Source organism: Nocardiopsis sp. iso_25 (assembly GCF_056173305.1).
On the sequence record NZ_CM149667.1, the window covers coordinates 63,558 to 78,187 of the forward strand.

General features: G+C 70.4%; 12 protein-coding genes, 1 tRNA gene and 1 pseudogene. 6 read left to right on the plus strand and 8 right to left on the minus strand.

The window, feature by feature from the left end:
* The first annotated feature begins 174 nt into the window (after nt 1–174).
* From AC0VX6_RS00235 to AC0VX6_RS00250, 4 genes and pseudogenes are all read left to right on the plus strand, one after another.
* Nucleotides 175–297 (plus strand): DLW-39 family protein, encoded by a 123-nt coding sequence (locus AC0VX6_RS00235; RefSeq protein WP_014912962.1) that lies wholly within the window; start codon nt 175–177, stop codon nt 295–297.
* Nucleotides 298–556: 259 nt separating this feature from the next.
* Nucleotides 557–629 (plus strand) — tRNA-Ala (locus AC0VX6_RS00240).
* Nucleotides 630–1,532: 903 nt separating this feature from the next.
* Nucleotides 1,533–1,853 (plus strand): annotated as a pseudogene (locus AC0VX6_RS00245) (WhiB family transcriptional regulator); the annotation flags it as partial.
* A gap of 350 nt (nt 1,854–2,203) precedes the next feature.
* Entirely contained in the window at nt 2,204–2,845 is a 642-nt protein-coding gene (locus AC0VX6_RS00250) for a DUF1707 and DUF4870 domain-containing protein (protein ID WP_274975631.1), read from the plus strand.
* Nucleotides 2,846–3,095: 250 nt separating this feature from the next.
* Here the strand turns inward: AC0VX6_RS00250 and AC0VX6_RS00255 are convergent, their stop codons facing one another.
* Nucleotides 3,096–3,728 carry a hypothetical protein gene (locus tag AC0VX6_RS00255; protein ID WP_475467064.1) on the minus strand — a complete coding sequence of 211 codons (633 nt, stop codon included), beginning with the start codon at nt 3,726–3,728 and terminating at the stop codon, nt 3,096–3,098.
* A 407-nt stretch (nt 3,729–4,135) separates the two neighbouring features.
* On the opposite strand from AC0VX6_RS00255, the gene AC0VX6_RS00260 reads away from it, so the two are divergent.
* Entirely contained in the window at nt 4,136–4,660 is a 525-nt protein-coding gene (locus AC0VX6_RS00260; RefSeq protein WP_274975633.1) for a peptidylprolyl isomerase, read from the plus strand.
* Between the two features lie 37 nt (nt 4,661–4,697).
* Nucleotides 4,698–5,618, plus strand: a complete 921-nt coding sequence (locus tag AC0VX6_RS00265) for a rhomboid family intramembrane serine protease (RefSeq protein ID WP_274975634.1) — start codon at nt 4,698–4,700, stop codon at nt 5,616–5,618.
* A gap of 302 nt (nt 5,619–5,920) precedes the next feature.
* On the opposite strand, the gene AC0VX6_RS00270 is transcribed toward AC0VX6_RS00265, so the two are convergent.
* From AC0VX6_RS00270 to AC0VX6_RS00300, 7 genes are all read right to left on the minus strand, one after another.
* Nucleotides 5,921–6,175 carry a cell division protein CrgA gene (locus AC0VX6_RS00270; protein ID WP_013156232.1) on the minus strand — a complete coding sequence of 85 codons (255 nt, stop codon included), beginning with the start codon at nt 6,173–6,175 and terminating at the stop codon, nt 5,921–5,923.
* Between the two features lie 244 nt (nt 6,176–6,419).
* Nucleotides 6,420–8,258, minus strand: coding sequence for a Stk1 family PASTA domain-containing Ser/Thr kinase (pknB, locus tag AC0VX6_RS00275; protein ID WP_475467066.1), 1,839 nt, complete (start codon nt 8,256–8,258; stop codon nt 6,420–6,422).
* 78 nt (nt 8,259–8,336) lie between these two features.
* Nucleotides 8,337–9,827, minus strand: coding sequence for a serine/threonine-protein kinase (locus AC0VX6_RS00280; protein WP_475467067.1), 1,491 nt, complete (start codon nt 9,825–9,827; stop codon nt 8,337–8,339).
* A complete protein-coding gene (locus AC0VX6_RS00285) occupies nt 9,827–11,281 on the minus strand; it encodes a peptidoglycan D,D-transpeptidase FtsI family protein (RefSeq protein WP_274975637.1) in 1,455 nt (484 codons plus the stop codon). Before AC0VX6_RS00285 ends, AC0VX6_RS00280 begins: the two co-directional genes overlap by 1 nt.
* A complete protein-coding gene (locus AC0VX6_RS00290) occupies nt 11,278–12,690 on the minus strand; it encodes an FtsW/RodA/SpoVE family cell cycle protein (RefSeq protein ID WP_274975638.1) in 1,413 nt (470 codons plus the stop codon). The genes AC0VX6_RS00285 and AC0VX6_RS00290 overlap by 4 nt, the downstream gene beginning before the upstream one ends.
* Before the next feature lie 6 nt (nt 12,691–12,696).
* Nucleotides 12,697–14,046 carry a Stp1/IreP family PP2C-type Ser/Thr phosphatase gene (locus tag AC0VX6_RS00295; protein WP_475467069.1) on the minus strand — a complete coding sequence of 450 codons (1,350 nt, stop codon included), beginning with the start codon at nt 14,044–14,046 and terminating at the stop codon, nt 12,697–12,699.
* Complete coding sequence (locus AC0VX6_RS00300) at nt 14,043–14,558, minus strand: FHA domain-containing protein FhaB/FipA (protein ID WP_200904095.1); 516 nt, start codon at nt 14,556–14,558, stop codon at nt 14,043–14,045. The genes AC0VX6_RS00295 and AC0VX6_RS00300 overlap by 4 nt, the downstream gene beginning before the upstream one ends.
* Nucleotides 14,559–14,630 lie beyond the last annotated feature (72 nt).

Consider the following 14,630-nt stretch of genomic DNA (forward strand, 5'->3'; position numbering starts at 1 on the left):
TGCGCTCCTCACGTATCGGGCGCAGAAGTTGGTGGAAATCGGTCCACTGTGGCGGGGACCGCTCCCGACGGCTTGCTAGTCTGCTTGGTGACAACCTCATAAAGTTCTCTGCGGAGCCCCCGTCCCGGACGGGAGCCCGCGTTGACGCACCGGATTAACGAAAGGGTCCAGACAGTGAAGAAGATCATCGTTCTGGCGCTGGTGGCCCTCGGGGCTTTCGCCGTCTACCGCAAGATCCAGGCGGACCGCGCCGAGCTCGACCTGTGGACCGAGGCCACGGCGGCCAGCGAGAGCTGACCGACGGACCTCCTGGCCGCCCGAGCGGCCATGGGGCTTCCACAGGGCGAACCGGGGACCGGCGTGAGCCGTCCCGGCCCGCTCGTGAGTGACACGAAGACGTGGGTGGGCCGATGATCCCGAGGTGCGACCCACGGCTTTGTGCTGCTCCCGAGCTGCGAACCGTGGCTCCGCGTGCGGGATCCCGGCCGGGTGAGCGGGACCGCCCTCCGATGAAGGTATGCTCTCCAGAGTGACCAGGGCTCGCGCCCGGGTTCATGGGGCCATAGCTCAGCTGGCAGAGCGCCGGTTTTGCATACCGGAGGTCAGGGGTTCGACTCCCCTTGGCTCCACCCAGGAAAAGCGCGGAACAGGCGTTGTGACGGGGACTCCCTGCGGGGGGTCCCCGTTTTCCGTTGCGGGCGGCCGAGCCGGACGCGGGCTGTGTGGCGGCGGAGCCCGTCGTCGCCGAAGGCCCCCGGGATCTCCCTTCCCCCGTGCTCCGGGGAACCGCGGGTGCCCACGCGGCGCGGCGCCCGCGGACACGGCCGGGTCCGCGTCGTGCTCCCGACGGAGGACCTTCCGGCCCTTCCGCGCGGGCGGCGCGGCTCTCGGAAGATACATCACGAAAAAGCGGAATGGGCGTTTCGCGCTGATCCGCAAAGGCCCTTCCGCCACCGAAGTCCACGCAACTGATTTTGTTACTAATCGGTAGTTCCGGTTCGTCCGCCAAGGTGGGAAATGGGGGGCGGGTGTGGTCGCACGGTACGTACGACCGAGGGGTCCGTATAGCCCGTTCGGATGACATGGATGACGCAGAGTCCACTTCGCCCGGTCGCGTCCGGGTACCCGGTCCCACCACGTCAGCACTATGAATCCGCAGGTCATCACCCGTGTAATGGAAAGCCGGGGAGGTGCCTTCACGTCTTCGCGCATCGGGCTCGCCTCTACCATATGCAGTTACTCTGCGTGTGTGTATGATGACACTTCCCCTTAGTGCAATGGTCCTACTGGGCCATATGAGAAATAGGCCTCTTGGGGTCTGTTGGTGAACTGGGACGAACCGTAGTTTCGACACCAGCGACAACGAGGAAGACAGCGCGCCGAAACGATCGACCCCCGAAGGCGAGCCTGGCGGCCCCCGCCCGGCCTCGTAACACCGTCCTCGGATCGGCCCGCTTCTCCTCACCCGCCGGCGGTCGCGCCAGCCGGCGGATTCCGATCACCACACATGCTGATCTTGGGAGTGGGGCAACATGTGGAATGAGAAGATGGCGGCCCGTGCCAAATGCCGCGAGATCGACCCGGACGCGCTGTTCGTGCAGGGCGCTGCGCAGAACCGCGCCAAACTGATCTGCCGGGGCTGTCCGGTCCGGACACAATGCCTGGCGGAGGCGTTGGACAGCCGTATCGAGTTCGGTGTCTGGGGAGGCATGACCGAACGCGAGCGCCGCGCCCTGCTGCGCCGGCGCAAGGACGTCACCAACTGGTACGAGCTGCTCACCAGCGCCGAGCGCCAGTACGAGCGGGAGCAGGCCGAGCAGGAGCCCCCGACCCCTTCGACCCCGGTCGAGGCCCCGGCCCCGGCCTCCTCCCCCGCCCCGGACCCGGTCAAGGCCGCGGACCCGGCCAGGGCCGTCGCGCCGGTCCCGACCCGGATCCCCTCCGCCGTCGCCGCCAGGTGACGACGGGCTCCCGGGGAGGGGAGCCCCGGCGGCCCGGGGCACCGGGCCGTGGCGGCCCGGCGGCCCGACAGCCGGGGACCCGACAGACGAAAGTCGATGCGGCCTCCACCGAAAGGGGGAGGACCGGATCAGGGGAGGATCAGGGACGGCCCCGATAGCCGTAGCCGTTCCTATGGCGCATCATGAGGGGAGTACGGCCGATCCGTGCCGTACTCCCGTCGCCGTTGGGAGTGGGAGTGGCTGTGCAGGACCCTCAGTATCCGGCGAGGCGCCCCTGGGAACCGCAGGCCAGGCCGCAGATCCGCCTCACCGACGCCGAACGCGACGCCGCGATCACGGTTCTCCAGGAGGCCTTCGGCCGCGGCCAGCTCGACGAGGAGGAACTCGACGAGCGCACCGACAGGGCCATGCGGGCCAAGTTCGGGGCCGACCTGGCCCCCCTCACCGAGGACCTGGGCGTCACCCCGGCGGGGACGCCCCAGGCGGCCCCCGGCCCCTTCGGCCGGTTCACCGGTCAGGGCGGCCGCCAGAGGGCGGACTCGCGTGAGCCCCTGCCGAGCACCCCGGCCGACCGGGTCGTGGCCGCGGTCGGGCACGCGGGGAACTACTTCCTCCCGGTCATCGCCCCCCTGCTGCTCCTCCTCGTGAGCGACAGGATCTCGCCCTACGTGCGGCGCCAGGCCATGGAGTCGCTCAACTTCCAGCTCTTCTGCGTCATCGCCGGACTCACGAGCCTGGCCCTGTTCTGGCTCGTCGCGCCGCTGCTGGTGACGCTGGCGGTCGCCCTGGGCTGGGTGATCCTCCCGGCCATCGCCGGCATCTCCAGCCTCTTGGGCAACAACTGGCGCTACCCCTTCACCGTGCGAGTCCTCAAGGACTCCTGAGGGCCAGGTCGGAGGGGGGACGGGGCGCGTCGGGGAACAGCCTCCGAGCGCCCCGGAGCCGCGTCCTGCGGGGCCGCGCGGACGCCCGGGGGCCGGGCTCGTCGGTCCACGCGCACCCCGCCTGCGGACACGCCCCCCGACACGACGAAGCCGGGACGGAAGGATCCGTCCCGGCGGAGGGAGGGTAGCCAGTCCGGGGTCGGGGTCTCCCCCGCACGGCACGGCTGTCCGTCTCTCGTCGCTCCCGCGATCAGCCCTGGTGTCCGGGCTTGCCGTTCTCCTTGGCCCGGTTCTCGCCCGCGGCGGTGCGAACGGTCTCCTTGGTCTTGTTCTTCGCGGTCTTGGCCGCCTTGGCGGTCTCCTCCGCGGCCTCCGCGGCCTTGTCCGCCGTCGCCGAGGCCCGCTCCTCCAGGTTCTCCCGCGTCTCGCGGACCTGGTCGCGCGCCTGGTCCAGGTGCTCCTGCCACTCGGCGTCCTGGGCCGCCTGGCGCATGCGGACCAGCGAGTACACCACGATGCCGCCGACCACGGCGGCGCCGCCGATCAGGACTCCCCGGGGGATCCGGCGGTTGCCCTGCCGGAGCAGCATGAGCCCGCGACGACCCGGGTTCGGGTCCACGCGGTGGGCGGCCGCGGTGAGCACCTCGGCGACCCGCGGTGCCACGGTGTCCTCCACGCGCAGCGCGGCGTTCTCCAGCCGGGGTGCGGTCCAGCCGCGCGCCTGGAGGAGCTTCAGAGCGGCCTGGTCGCGTGCCTGGTCGGCGTACGGTCCCAGCCGTTCGGCCTGTTCCCGGGCTTTCTCCCGGGCCATGCCCTGCAGGCGAGCCAAGCTCGCCTCAGTCTCCTTCTTGCGTGCCTTGAGTCGCTTGGAAGAGATAGGCACGTCGTCAGCTCCTTCGGTCGTTCACCGGTTCTGCGGTCTCCACCCGGTGCGGCCGACCCTCGACGCCGCACGGATGGTTCCTCCGTCGTCCTTACCCGTTACCCGGGTGTTATCTCAACATACGTCCTCTCCGGGTGTGATCTTCGTTTCGACACCGGCCGAGGGTTTTTCTCCTGTCCGCCCGCCGCGAACGGAGGGCCCGGGAGGAGGAGTCACAACCCTCCGGGACCGAACGGACGCCCGGGGCGAGGGAGGGGTCCGTTCCGAGGCGGACGGAGTCCCAGGCGCCGCGGGCGGAGGAGGGGCGAGCTGCCCGGACGCCGCGCAACCGCGGCGGATCCAGGACGAGCCCGGGGGACGGACGGGTAACGTGAGCACGTAAACGAAGTCGACCGAAAGGCACGTAGGTGTCCGACTCCAAGGCTCAGCCCACCGCGCGGCTGAACACCTCCAAGGGAACCATCGTCATCAGGCTGTTCGAGAAGGAGGCGCCGGAGACGGTCGCCAACTTCATCGGCCTGGCCGAGGGCTCGAAGCAGTGGGTGGACCCCACCACGGGCAAGCCCTCCGACAGCAGCCTCTACGAGGGCACTATCTTCCACCGCGTCATCGACGGTTTCATGATCCAGGGCGGTGACCCGCTCGGCACCGGTCGCGGCGGCCCGGGCTACAAGTTCGGTGACGAGATCCACCCGAACCTGCGCTTCGACCGCCCGTTCCTGCTGGCCATGGCCAACGCGGGCCCCGGCACCAACGGTTCGCAGTTCTTCGTCACCGTGGACAAGCCGTACTGGCTCGACGGCCGCCACACCATCTTCGGTGAGGTCGTCGAGGGGGACGACGTGGTCACCGCGATCTCCAAGGTCGCCACCGACTCCCAGGACCGCCCCAAGGAGGACGTGGTGATCAACAGCGTCGAGATCACCCGATAGCTGTGACGGCGCCCCGGCTCCGAGGAGGAACACGTCCATGACCGCATCCCCACCGCCGTCCGGAGCGGCTCCGGAGCCGGAGCGCCCGGCCCCGCGCACCTGCTACCGCCACCCCGACAGGGAGACGGGGGTCAGCTGCAGCAGGTGCGAGCGGCCGATCTGCCCGGACTGCATGGTCGAGGCGTCCGTGGGCTTCCAGTGCCCCGGGTGCGTCTCGGAGGGGAACCGCGGGGTGCGCCGGGCCAGGACCGCCTTCGGAGGCAGGGCCGTCGCCAAGCCGTACGTCACCTGGACGATCCTCGGCATGATGGTGGCCGGGTTCCTCACCCAGCTGGGTACGTCCACCCCGATCGGGCAGGCGGGCGCCTCACCGCTGGTCTGGGAGTTCGCCATGCTCGGCGTCGGCCGGGTCGAGGACGGAACCCTGCTCGGGGTGGTCCCGGGCGAGTGGTACCGGCTCCTCACGGCCGCGTTCCTGCACGGCAGCGTCTTCCACCTGTTGTTCAACGGGTACGCCATGTACCTGCTGGGCACGCAGCTGGAGCGCTGGCTGGGGCACGTCCGCTTCCTGACCCTGTGGGTGCTCGGCGCGCTCGCGGGATCGGTGCTCAGCCTCCTGGCGGAGCCCAACCAGTTCTCCGTCGGCGCCTCCGGAGCGATCTTCGCCCTGTTCGGGGCGGTGCTCGTCATCGGCAGGCGGCTGCGCCTGGACCTGCGCATGATCGGCGTCCTGCTGGCGGTCAACCTCGTGCTGACCTTCGTGGTCCCCAACATCTCGTGGACCGCGCACATCGGCGGTCTGGTCGCCGGGCTCGTGCTCGGCGCGGTGTTCGCCTACCTGCCCGGAAAGTCCGCCGGGAACCGGGCCCGTACGGTCACGCACGTCCTGCTGGCGGCGGCGTTCGCCGCCCTGCTCGTGGCCCTGGTGGTCACGGCGCCGCTGATCATCCTCCGCTGAGGTCGGAGAGGTCGGGGCCCGGAGGAGGCTTCCTCCGGGCCCCGACGTCCGCGGACACCCCGCGCCGTCCCGGACGAGGGGCCGCGCGACGACTCCTGCCGGTTCCCACGTCCGCGGACATCCCCGCGCGGCCTCCGGCCCCCTGTGCTCGGGCACGGCGAAGAGAGCTACCCACAGCCTGTGGATAACTCTGTGGAAAACCCGTGTCGCTGCTGTTCACCCGGGTGCGGACATGCCAGTGGAGAGCACCCGGAGGGAGGGGCCGCCGTCGTCGCCGGGCGATCCGACCGCCCGGCCGGGGGTCAGTGCCAGCGTGTGGACAGGATGACGGCCACGATGATGCCGCTGAAGCCGATCAGCAGGTTCCAGTTCTGCCAGTCCTGCATGTAGGGGATCTGGCTGCCCGCGATGTAGTAGACGGCGATCCACAGGATGCCCAGCGTGAAGAAGCCGAGCATCGCCGGTGCCAGCCAGCGCGGACTGACCTTGGGCTTCTCCTTCGAAGGAGGCGGCGTGTAGACGGCCTTCTTCTTGCGATCGCTGCGGGACTTGGGCACGGTCGCTGCTCCAGTACGTGGGGCGGGTTCCTGAACGAGAACACAGTCTACGCCCCGGGGGGAGCCCCCGTCACCGGCGGGAGGGTACCGGATCCGGTCAGGTTCCGGAGGCGCCGGTTCGCCCCGGTACAGCCTTGGGGGTCCCGTCCACGGCGGCTGTCCCTCCGCCCGGACGGGCCCCGCACACGACGGCGGGCCGCCCCGTGCTGTCGCACGGAACGGCCCGCCGTCACGTCCGGCCCGCTCAGTCCCTGCGCATGGACGGGAACTCGAAGCCGCCGTCGTCGCCGCCGGGCGGGGTCTGGCCCCCGTCCTCACCGTCGGGAGGGGTCTCCCCGCCCTCACCCGGAGGGGACTCGCCGCCGTCGTCGCCGTCCGGCGGCCCCTGCGTGGCCGGTTCGGTGGCGAGCACGACGTTCACCGTGCTTCCGGGAGCCACGTTCTGCCCCGCCCCCGGGTCCTGCCGGATGACCGTGCCGACCGGGCCCTCCCCGCTCGGCTCCTCGGAGAAGGAGGCGCTCAGGTCCCTCTGCGCCAGCGCCGACTCCGCGCCGTCGCGGGTCATGCCGACCAGGTCGGGCACCTGCACCTGGTTGGGGCCCGAGGAGATCAGCAGCGTGATGTCGGTGTCCGGTGCGACCGACTCCCCGGCGGCCGGGTCGGTGCCGATCGCCTGGCCCTCGGGCACGCTGTCGTCCGCCCTCTGCTCAGAGGTGACGTTCTCGAAGCCCGCGTCGTTCAGGGTGCCTGTCGCGTCGGACTCGGACTGGCCCTGCACGGACGGGATCTCCAGGGCGTCCGGGCCGCTGGAGACGTACAGGACGATCTCCTCGTCCACCGGGACCTCGTCGCCGGCGGGCGGGTCGGTCTCGATGACCTGGCCCTCCTCGACATCCTGGCTCGCCTGCTGTTCCTGGGTGACGCTCTCGAAGCCCGCCTCGCTGAGGGAGGACTGGGCCTCCGTGACGGTGGACCCCGCCACGTCCGGTACCGCGGCCGTCTGCGTCTCGGGATCCCCTCCCCCGAGGTTCATCAGCACGAACACCAGGATCAGGGAGGCGATCACGCCGACGCCCAGCAGGACCCACAGCGCGGTCTTGCCGCGGCCGTCCTTCCCGCGGTCGTCGTAGCGGTCGTCGTAGTCGTCGTAATCGTCGTAGTCGTCGTACCGCTCGGCGGGTGCGGGCGGCATCGCCGTCGTGGCGCCGGCGGCGGCCATGGCCATGGTGCCCGCCTGGGTGGGCATCCCCGCCAGGCCGCGCTGGATGTCGGCGCGCATCTCGGCCGCGTTCTGGTACCGCTCCTCGCGGTTCTTGGTCATCGCCCGGAGGGTGACGTCCTCCAGCCAGTGGGGGATCTGGGGATCGATCTCGCTCGGCGGGACCGGCTCCTCGCGCACGTGCTGGTAGGCGATCGAGACGGGCGAGTCACCCGTGAACGGCGGATGGCCCGTGAGCAGCTCGTAGAGCACGCAGCCGGTGGAGTAGATGTCGCTGCGCGGGTCCACCCGCTCACCGCGCGCCTGCTCCGGGGACAGGTACTGGGCGGTGCCGATGACCTGCGAGGCCTGCGTCATCGTCGCCTGGTTGTCGTCCATGGACCGGGCGATGCCGAAGTCCATCACCTTGACGTCGGCGTTGCGGGTCAGCATCACGTTCGCGGGCTTGATGTCGCGGTGGACGATCCCGTTGTCGTGGCTGTACTCCAGCGCCTTGAGGATGCCGTCGACCAGCTCCGCCGAGCGCTCCGGCAGGAGGCGCCGGTCGTCGTCCAGCAGCTCCTTCAGGGTCCGCCCGTCCACGTACTCCATGACGATGTAGGGGATGGACACCCCGTCGATCATGTCCTCGCCGGTGTCGTACACCGCGATGATGGCCGGGTGGTTCAGGGAGGCGGCGGACTGCGCCTCCCGTCTGAACCTGGCCTGGAAGATGTGGTCCCGGGCCATGTCGTGTCGGAGGGTCTTGATGGCGACGAGCCGGTCGAGACGCAGGTCGCGTGCGCGGTAGACCTCGGCCATGCCGCCGCGCCCGACGATGGTGTCGAGCTCGTAGCGTCCGCCGAGGAGCCGGGGCTGGGACATGTCGTGTAGTGATCCTCGTGTCTTCCGGAGGCCGCCCGCGGGCCGCCGCCTACCCTGAACGTCTCTCGCTCACGGTCTCTAGGTGGTGCCTACTTCTTCTCCGCCGCCGTTGTCATCGCCGTTACCGCCACCGTCGCCGTTGGCCGGGGGAGTCTCCTCGCCCCCTGGCGGTCCCGGGGTGCCGTTACCGGGCGGAGGGCTCTGGCCGCCCTCGGAGTCGTCGTCCTCGCCGTCCTCGGGAGCGTCGCTCTCCTCGTCGTCCTCCTCCGGGGAGGGGGACGGGCTCTCAACCGGATCCTGCGGCTGCGTGTTCCAGCCGGTGTCGCCCTCCGGAGCCGCGGGGACGTCCGCCGGGGCGGACTCCACGGGCTCCTCGGTCTCCTCCGGGGAGGAGGAGGGGGACGCCGCGGGAGGGTCGACGGTGTCGCGCATGTTGCCCACCTCGGACCTCCCGTTGGACAGGAATCCGGCCACCACCGCGGCCGCGATGATGATCGCCGCGGCCGCGGCCGCGAGGATCACGGGCACGCTGACGCGGCGGCGCCGCTCCGGTGCCCCGGCCAGCCTAGCCGACGCGTCCTCCTGACCGGTGACGGCGGTCGGCTGACCCCCGGTCCGGTACGTCATCGCGCCCGAGCCGGGCCCGGTCACCGCTCCCACCACGGCGGTCTGCGCCATGCCCTGGAACCCGGTGGAGGGCGTGGGCGGACCGGTTCCGGCGTTGGAGCGGATCACCGCGGCCGTGTGCGCGACCTCGCTGGCCGACGCGGGCCGCTCCTCGGGCTCCTTCAGCAGAAGGGAGGAGACCAGGTGGTCGACGTTGTCGGGCACGTCCTCGGGCAGCTCCGGCGGCTCCTCGCGGGTGTGCGCCAGAGCGAGCGCCACCGGGGTGTCGCCGGTGAACGGCGGTGTTCCGGCCAGGCACTCGTAGGCCACCACGCCGAGGGCGTACAGGTCCGAGGAGGAGGTCGCGGGCCTGCCCGAGGCCTGCTCGGGGGAGATGTACTGGGCGGTCCCCATGACCATGCCGGTCTGGGTGAGGGTGACCGACATGTCGCCGCGGGCGATACCGAAGTCGGTCAGCTTGAGCTGGCCGTCCGGGGTGACCAGCAGGTTGCCCGGCTTGATGTCGCGGTGCACCACGCCGCGCGCGTGCGCGGCGGCCAGGGCCTTGGCCGCCTGGTACACGAAGTCCAGGGTCTGGTCCGCGCTGAGGTGGCCCTGCTCTCGCAGGACCTGGGAGAGCGGCTCACCGACCACGAGTTCCATGATCAGGAAGGCGCGGCCGTTCTCCTCGCCGTAGTCGTAGACCTGGGCGATCCCGGGGTGGGAGAGGCCGGCGGTGATCCGGCCCTCGGTGCGGAACCGCTCCCTGGCCGTCGGCTCGGCCATCTGGGAGGGGTGCAGCAGCTTGACCGCCACGGGCCGGTTGAGCAGGGTGTCGGTGGCCTTCCAGACCGTGCCCATGCCACCGGAGCCCACCTGCTCCTCCAGGCGGTAGCGGTCGCTCAGAACGGTCCCGGTGAGGTCACCGGGACCGTTCTGGGAAGACGGTTCGTAGGCGCTCACTACTGAACCACTGCCTCCATCATCTGCCGGGCGATCGGCGCGGCCAGCTCGTTGCCGCTGCCGCCGCCGAACTCGACCACGACCGCGACCGCGACCTGCGGGTCGTCAGCCGGGGCGAAGCCGATGAACCAGTTGTGGGTGGGGTTTCCTTCGCCGGTCTCGGCGGTACCGGTCTTGCCCGCGACCTCCATACCGGAGATGGCCGCGTTGGTACCCGAGCCGCCCGGGCCGGTGACCGCGGTCATCATCTCGGTGAGGTCCTCGGCCGTGCTGGCGCTGACCGCCTGCGAGTAGCTCTCCGGGCTGGTCTGGGTGACCACGGACAGGTCCGAGTCGCGCACGGTGTCCACCGCGTAGGGCTTCATGACCTCACCCGAGTTGGCCACACCCGCGGCGACCATCGCCATCTGGAGCGGGGTCGCCTGCACGTTGGACTGGCCGATGCCGGCGCGGCCCAGGATGTTGCGGTCGGTCTCCACCGGGGCGCTGCTCGGGATCACCGGCAGCGGGACCGTCAGCTCCTCCTCGCGGTTGAACCCGAACGCGGTGGCCTGCTCCGACAGGGCCTCGCCGCCCATCTCGATCGCCCAGTTGGCCATCGAGGTGTTGCAGGAGATCTGGATCGAGTGCGCCAGGGTGTCGGGCTGGCCGCCGTTGCAGGTCCCGCCCGGCGTGGCGTTGGGCAGCGTGCCGCCCAGCTCCAGCACGTCGGGCGCCTCCTGGGTGGTCTCCGGGGTGGCGCCCAGGTGCTCCATGGCCGCCGCGGCGGTCACCACCTTGAACGTCGAACCCGGCGGGTAGAACTCGTGGAGGGCCCGGTTGAGCAGCGGCTTGCGCGGGTCGGCCTCCAGCTCCGTGTAGTTGGTCACGGCCGCGTTGATGTCGGAGATGCTGACGACCTCGTTGGCGTCGTAGGACGGGTAGGATACCGCGCCCAGGATCGCCCCCGTGCTGGGGTCGAGCGCCACGGCCGCGCCGTTCTTGTCACCCAGGCCCTGGAAGGCCTCGTAGCCCGCCTGCTGCACCTCCGGGTCCAGGGTGAGCTGGACCTGTGCGCCCTCGGGCTCGCGGCCGGTGATGATGTCGCGGAAGTTGCGCACCGCCAGCCGGTCGTCGCTGCCGTCGAGCAGCGGGTTCTCGGTGAGCTCGATGCCCGAGGCGCCGTAGGTGCGGAAGGAGCCGACGATCGGCGTGTACAGGCCGCCGCCCTGGTACATGCGCTGGTACTCGGGGGACTGGCCCTCGTCGGCGATGTTCTCCGAGTAGGCCACGTTGTCGTCCGCGACCAGGATGGGGCCGCGGGCCTCGCTGAGCCGTTCGGTGAACTGGCGCCGGTTGAGCGGGTCGTCCTTGATCGCCTGCGCCTGGAAGCCCTGGAGCCAGGTGACGTTGGCCATCAGGATCAGGATCAGCAGGAAGGCGAAGATGCTGAGTCTGCGGATCGGTGTGTTCATCGTTGGATCACCTGTGTCGCGCCCTCGTCCTGGATGGCCTGCGGTGCCGGGCGCCTGGCGTTGTCACTGATGCGGAGCAGGATCCCCATCATGATCCAGTTCGCCAGCAGCGCGGAACCGCCCGCCGCCATGAAGGGCGTGGTCGAGCCGGTCAGCGGGATCACCCGGGTCAGGCCGCCCAGGACGATGAAGACCTGGTAGGCGAGAAGGAAGGCGACACCGCTGGCCAGCAGCTTGTTGAACGCACCGGTGGCCGCGAGCGCCATGCGCATGCCGCGCTCCACCAACAGGCCGAGCACCATGAGGATGGCGAGCAGGCCGGTCAGGCCCAGCTCCTCGCCGATCGTGGCGAGGATGAGGTCGCTGTCGGCGGCGAAGGTGTCGTACAGGGCCCCCGCGCCGAGGCCGGTGCCGAAGAGGCCGCCGTAGGCCATGCCCACCAGCCCCTCCACCAGCTGCTGGCTACCGCCGACCGCCTCGTACACCTCCTGGTCGAAGGCGTTGAGCCAGATGTTGACGCGGGCCTGGACGTGCCAGAAGAGCAGGTAGGCCGCGAACGCCCCGCCCGCGAACAGGACCAGGCCGATGGTCACCCACGAGGAGCGCTGGGTGGCCACGTACAGCATCGCCAGGAACGTGCCGAAGAGCAGCAGCGAGGTGCCCAGGTCGCGCAGGAGCACCAGCATGCCGATGGCCAGCACCCAGCCGACCAGGATCGGCGCCAGGTCGCGCGCCCGGGGCAGTTCGATGAGGGTGAAGCGGCCGACCTTGATCGGCTTGCCGACGATCTGCAGGACCTGGCGTTTGCTCATCAGATAGGACGCCAGGAAGATCACCAGGGCGATCTTGGCGAACTCCGAGGGCTGCATGGTGCCCAAGGGGCCGAGGGTGATCCACAGCCGCGCGCCGTACACCTCCTGGCCCAGGCCGGGAACGATCGGCAGGGCGAGCAGGATGATCGCGACCAGGCCGCTGACGTAGGTGTAGCGCTGGAGGACGCGGGGGTCCTTGAGGAAGATGATGATGAGGAAGCACAGGACCAGGCCGATCGCCGTCCACATCACCTGCGAACCGGCCCCGGCGCGCTCGATGTCCTCGGCCTCACCGGCCTGGATCCGCCAGATCATCGCCACGCCGATCCCGTTGAGGAACAGCGTGCAGGGCAGGATCAGCGGGTCGGCGTAGGGCGCCACGAAGCGCATCGCCACGTGCGCGGCGGCGGACAGGGCCGCGAAGGTCAGGCCCACCGTCCACATCGCGCCGGGGACCCGGCCGTTGAGGTTGACGCCCGCGATCGCGATGCCCGCCATGGTGATGACGATGGCGAAGAGGATGAGGACCAGTTCGGCGTTGCGCCTCTTGACGGGCGGCAGCGCGGTGGGCGCCTCGGGTTCGGAAGCCTTACTCACGCGGGCTCACCCGGACCCTTCCTCGGCCTGGGCCCCGGACGTCTCCTCGCTCAGCACGTCCACGCTCGCCCGGGCGTCGTCCAGGCTCTCCGCGGGCAGGGTGTTCTCCACCGAGCCGCGGTCGGCCTCCGAGAGCGAGTCCAGGCTGATCCGGGTCTCCTCGACCTCCTCCGACAGGCTGAAGCCCGCGATGTCGGTGTTGATGCCCTGGTAGATGCTGACGGTGTCCCCCGAGGGGGAGGGGCCCACGTAGTACTGGCTGTTCACGTAGCGGCTGCCGAAGTAGTACGTGGCTCCCGCGACGACGGCGACCACGACCACGAACACCAGCACCATCGGCCACCAGCGCCTGCGGCGGTACTCGGGTTCGGGACGGCCCCGCCGGTCGGCCGGCGGGGCCTCGTAGTCGTCGTATTCGCCGTTGTAGGGCTCCTGGTAGGCGCCGCCCGCGGCGTAGGCGTCCGGGCCGGGCTCGTCGCGGACGGGGTCCATCTCGGCGGTGTCGCCGGATCCCCCGCGCAGTTCCTGCGCCCGTCTGGCGGGTGTGTCGTTGCCCTGGTCGACGTTCTCGCGGCGCTGGTCGGCGGCGCCGACCACCTGGGAGGTGCGGGTGGGCCCCTCGCTGTCGGTCTCGGCTTCGATGACGTCGGCGACGACCGCGGTGATGTTGTCCGGGCCGCCTCCGCGGATGGCCAGCTCGATGAGCTTCTTGGCCGCGCCGCGCGGGTCGGCCTCGGTGGCGAGGGTCTCGTGGATGGTCTTCTTGCTGACCACGCCGGAGAGCCCGTCGGAGCAGAGCAGGTAGCGGTCGCCGGCCTTGGCCTCGCTGATGGAGATGTCGGGGTCGACCGGGCTCTTGCCGTCCAGGGCGCGCAGGATGAGGGAGCGCTGCGGGTGGGTGGCGACCTCCTCCTCGGTGATCTTGCCCTCGTCCACCAGGGTCTGCACCAGGGTGTGGTCGTGGGTGATCTGCTCGAAGCGGGGGCCGCGCATGAGGTAGGCGCGGGAGTCGCCGATGTGGATGAGCGCCACCCGCGGACCGGCCCAGAGCATGGCGGTCAGGGTGGTGCCCATGTTCTCCAGCTGGGGCTCCTCCATGATCCTGCGCGACAGGGAGGCGTTGGCCTGCTCGACGGCGCGCTGGAGCACCTCGGCCATCTCGTCGGACCGGGGCGGCTCGGAGTCGAGGCGGCGGATCGAGGAGATCGCGATGGAGCTGGCCACCTCGCCGCCCGCGTAACCGCCCATGCCGTCGGCGACCGCGAGGAGGTTCTGGCCGGCGTAGCCGGAGTCTTCGTTGCCTTCGCGGAGGCATCCTACGTCGGAGTACGCCGCGTATCGGAGAGCGATTGTCATTTGCGCAGTTCCAGGACGGTTTTGCCGATACGGATGGGCTGCCCCACCGTGATGGGCTGGGGGCGGTTCAGCTTCTGCTGGCCGAGGTAGGTGCCGTTCGTCGAGTTCAGGTCCTCCACGAACCAGCGGCCGTTGTCGGAGTAGACGCGCGCGTGGCGGCCGGACGCGTAGTCGTCGGTGATGACGAGCGTGGAGTCCGGGGCGCGTCCGATGAGGATGGGCTGCGAGGCGAGGTCGACGCTGGTGCCCTTGAGCGACCCCTGGGTGACGACCAGGGCCGTGGGCTCGTTCCGGCGCGCGCGGGGCTGCCGTGGCGGCCGGGCGGGCTGCGCCGACGAGTACGACGCGGAGGGGTCCTGGTCCCGGCGCGGCGCCGCCGGGCGCGGTTTCCTCCGGGGCTTCTTCTTGGAGCCGAAGAGATCCGTGCGGATCACACCGATCGCGGTGAGGACGAACAGCCAAAGCCCCGCGAGATACACGATCTTGATCAGTATGAGGGTCAAGTTGGACATCGAACTGCTCTTCAGCCCCTGTCGTGCTTCGGCCGGGATGGCGGTCATCTGCGCCGCCACCGTGTCTGCCCA

What these genes read in the sequence shown, in the direction of transcription:
- AC0VX6_RS00265 (WP_274975634.1), top strand. Translation starts at nt 4,698, where the DNA reads ATGACCGCATCCCCACCGCCGTCCGGAGCGGCTCCGGAGCCGGAGCGC.
- pknB (WP_475467066.1), bottom strand. Translation starts at nt 8,258, where the DNA reads ATGTCCCAGCCCCGGCTCCTCGGCGGACGCTACGAGCTCGACACCATC.
- AC0VX6_RS00285 (WP_274975637.1), bottom strand. Translation starts at nt 11,281, where the DNA reads ATGAACACACCGATCCGCAGACTCAGCATCTTCGCCTTCCTGCTGATC.
- AC0VX6_RS00295 (WP_475467069.1), bottom strand. Translation starts at nt 14,046, where the DNA reads ATGACAATCGCTCTCCGATACGCGGCGTACTCCGACGTAGGATGCCTC.
- AC0VX6_RS00300 (WP_200904095.1), bottom strand. Translation starts at nt 14,558, where the DNA reads ATGTCCAACTTGACCCTCATACTGATCAAGATCGTGTATCTCGCGGGG.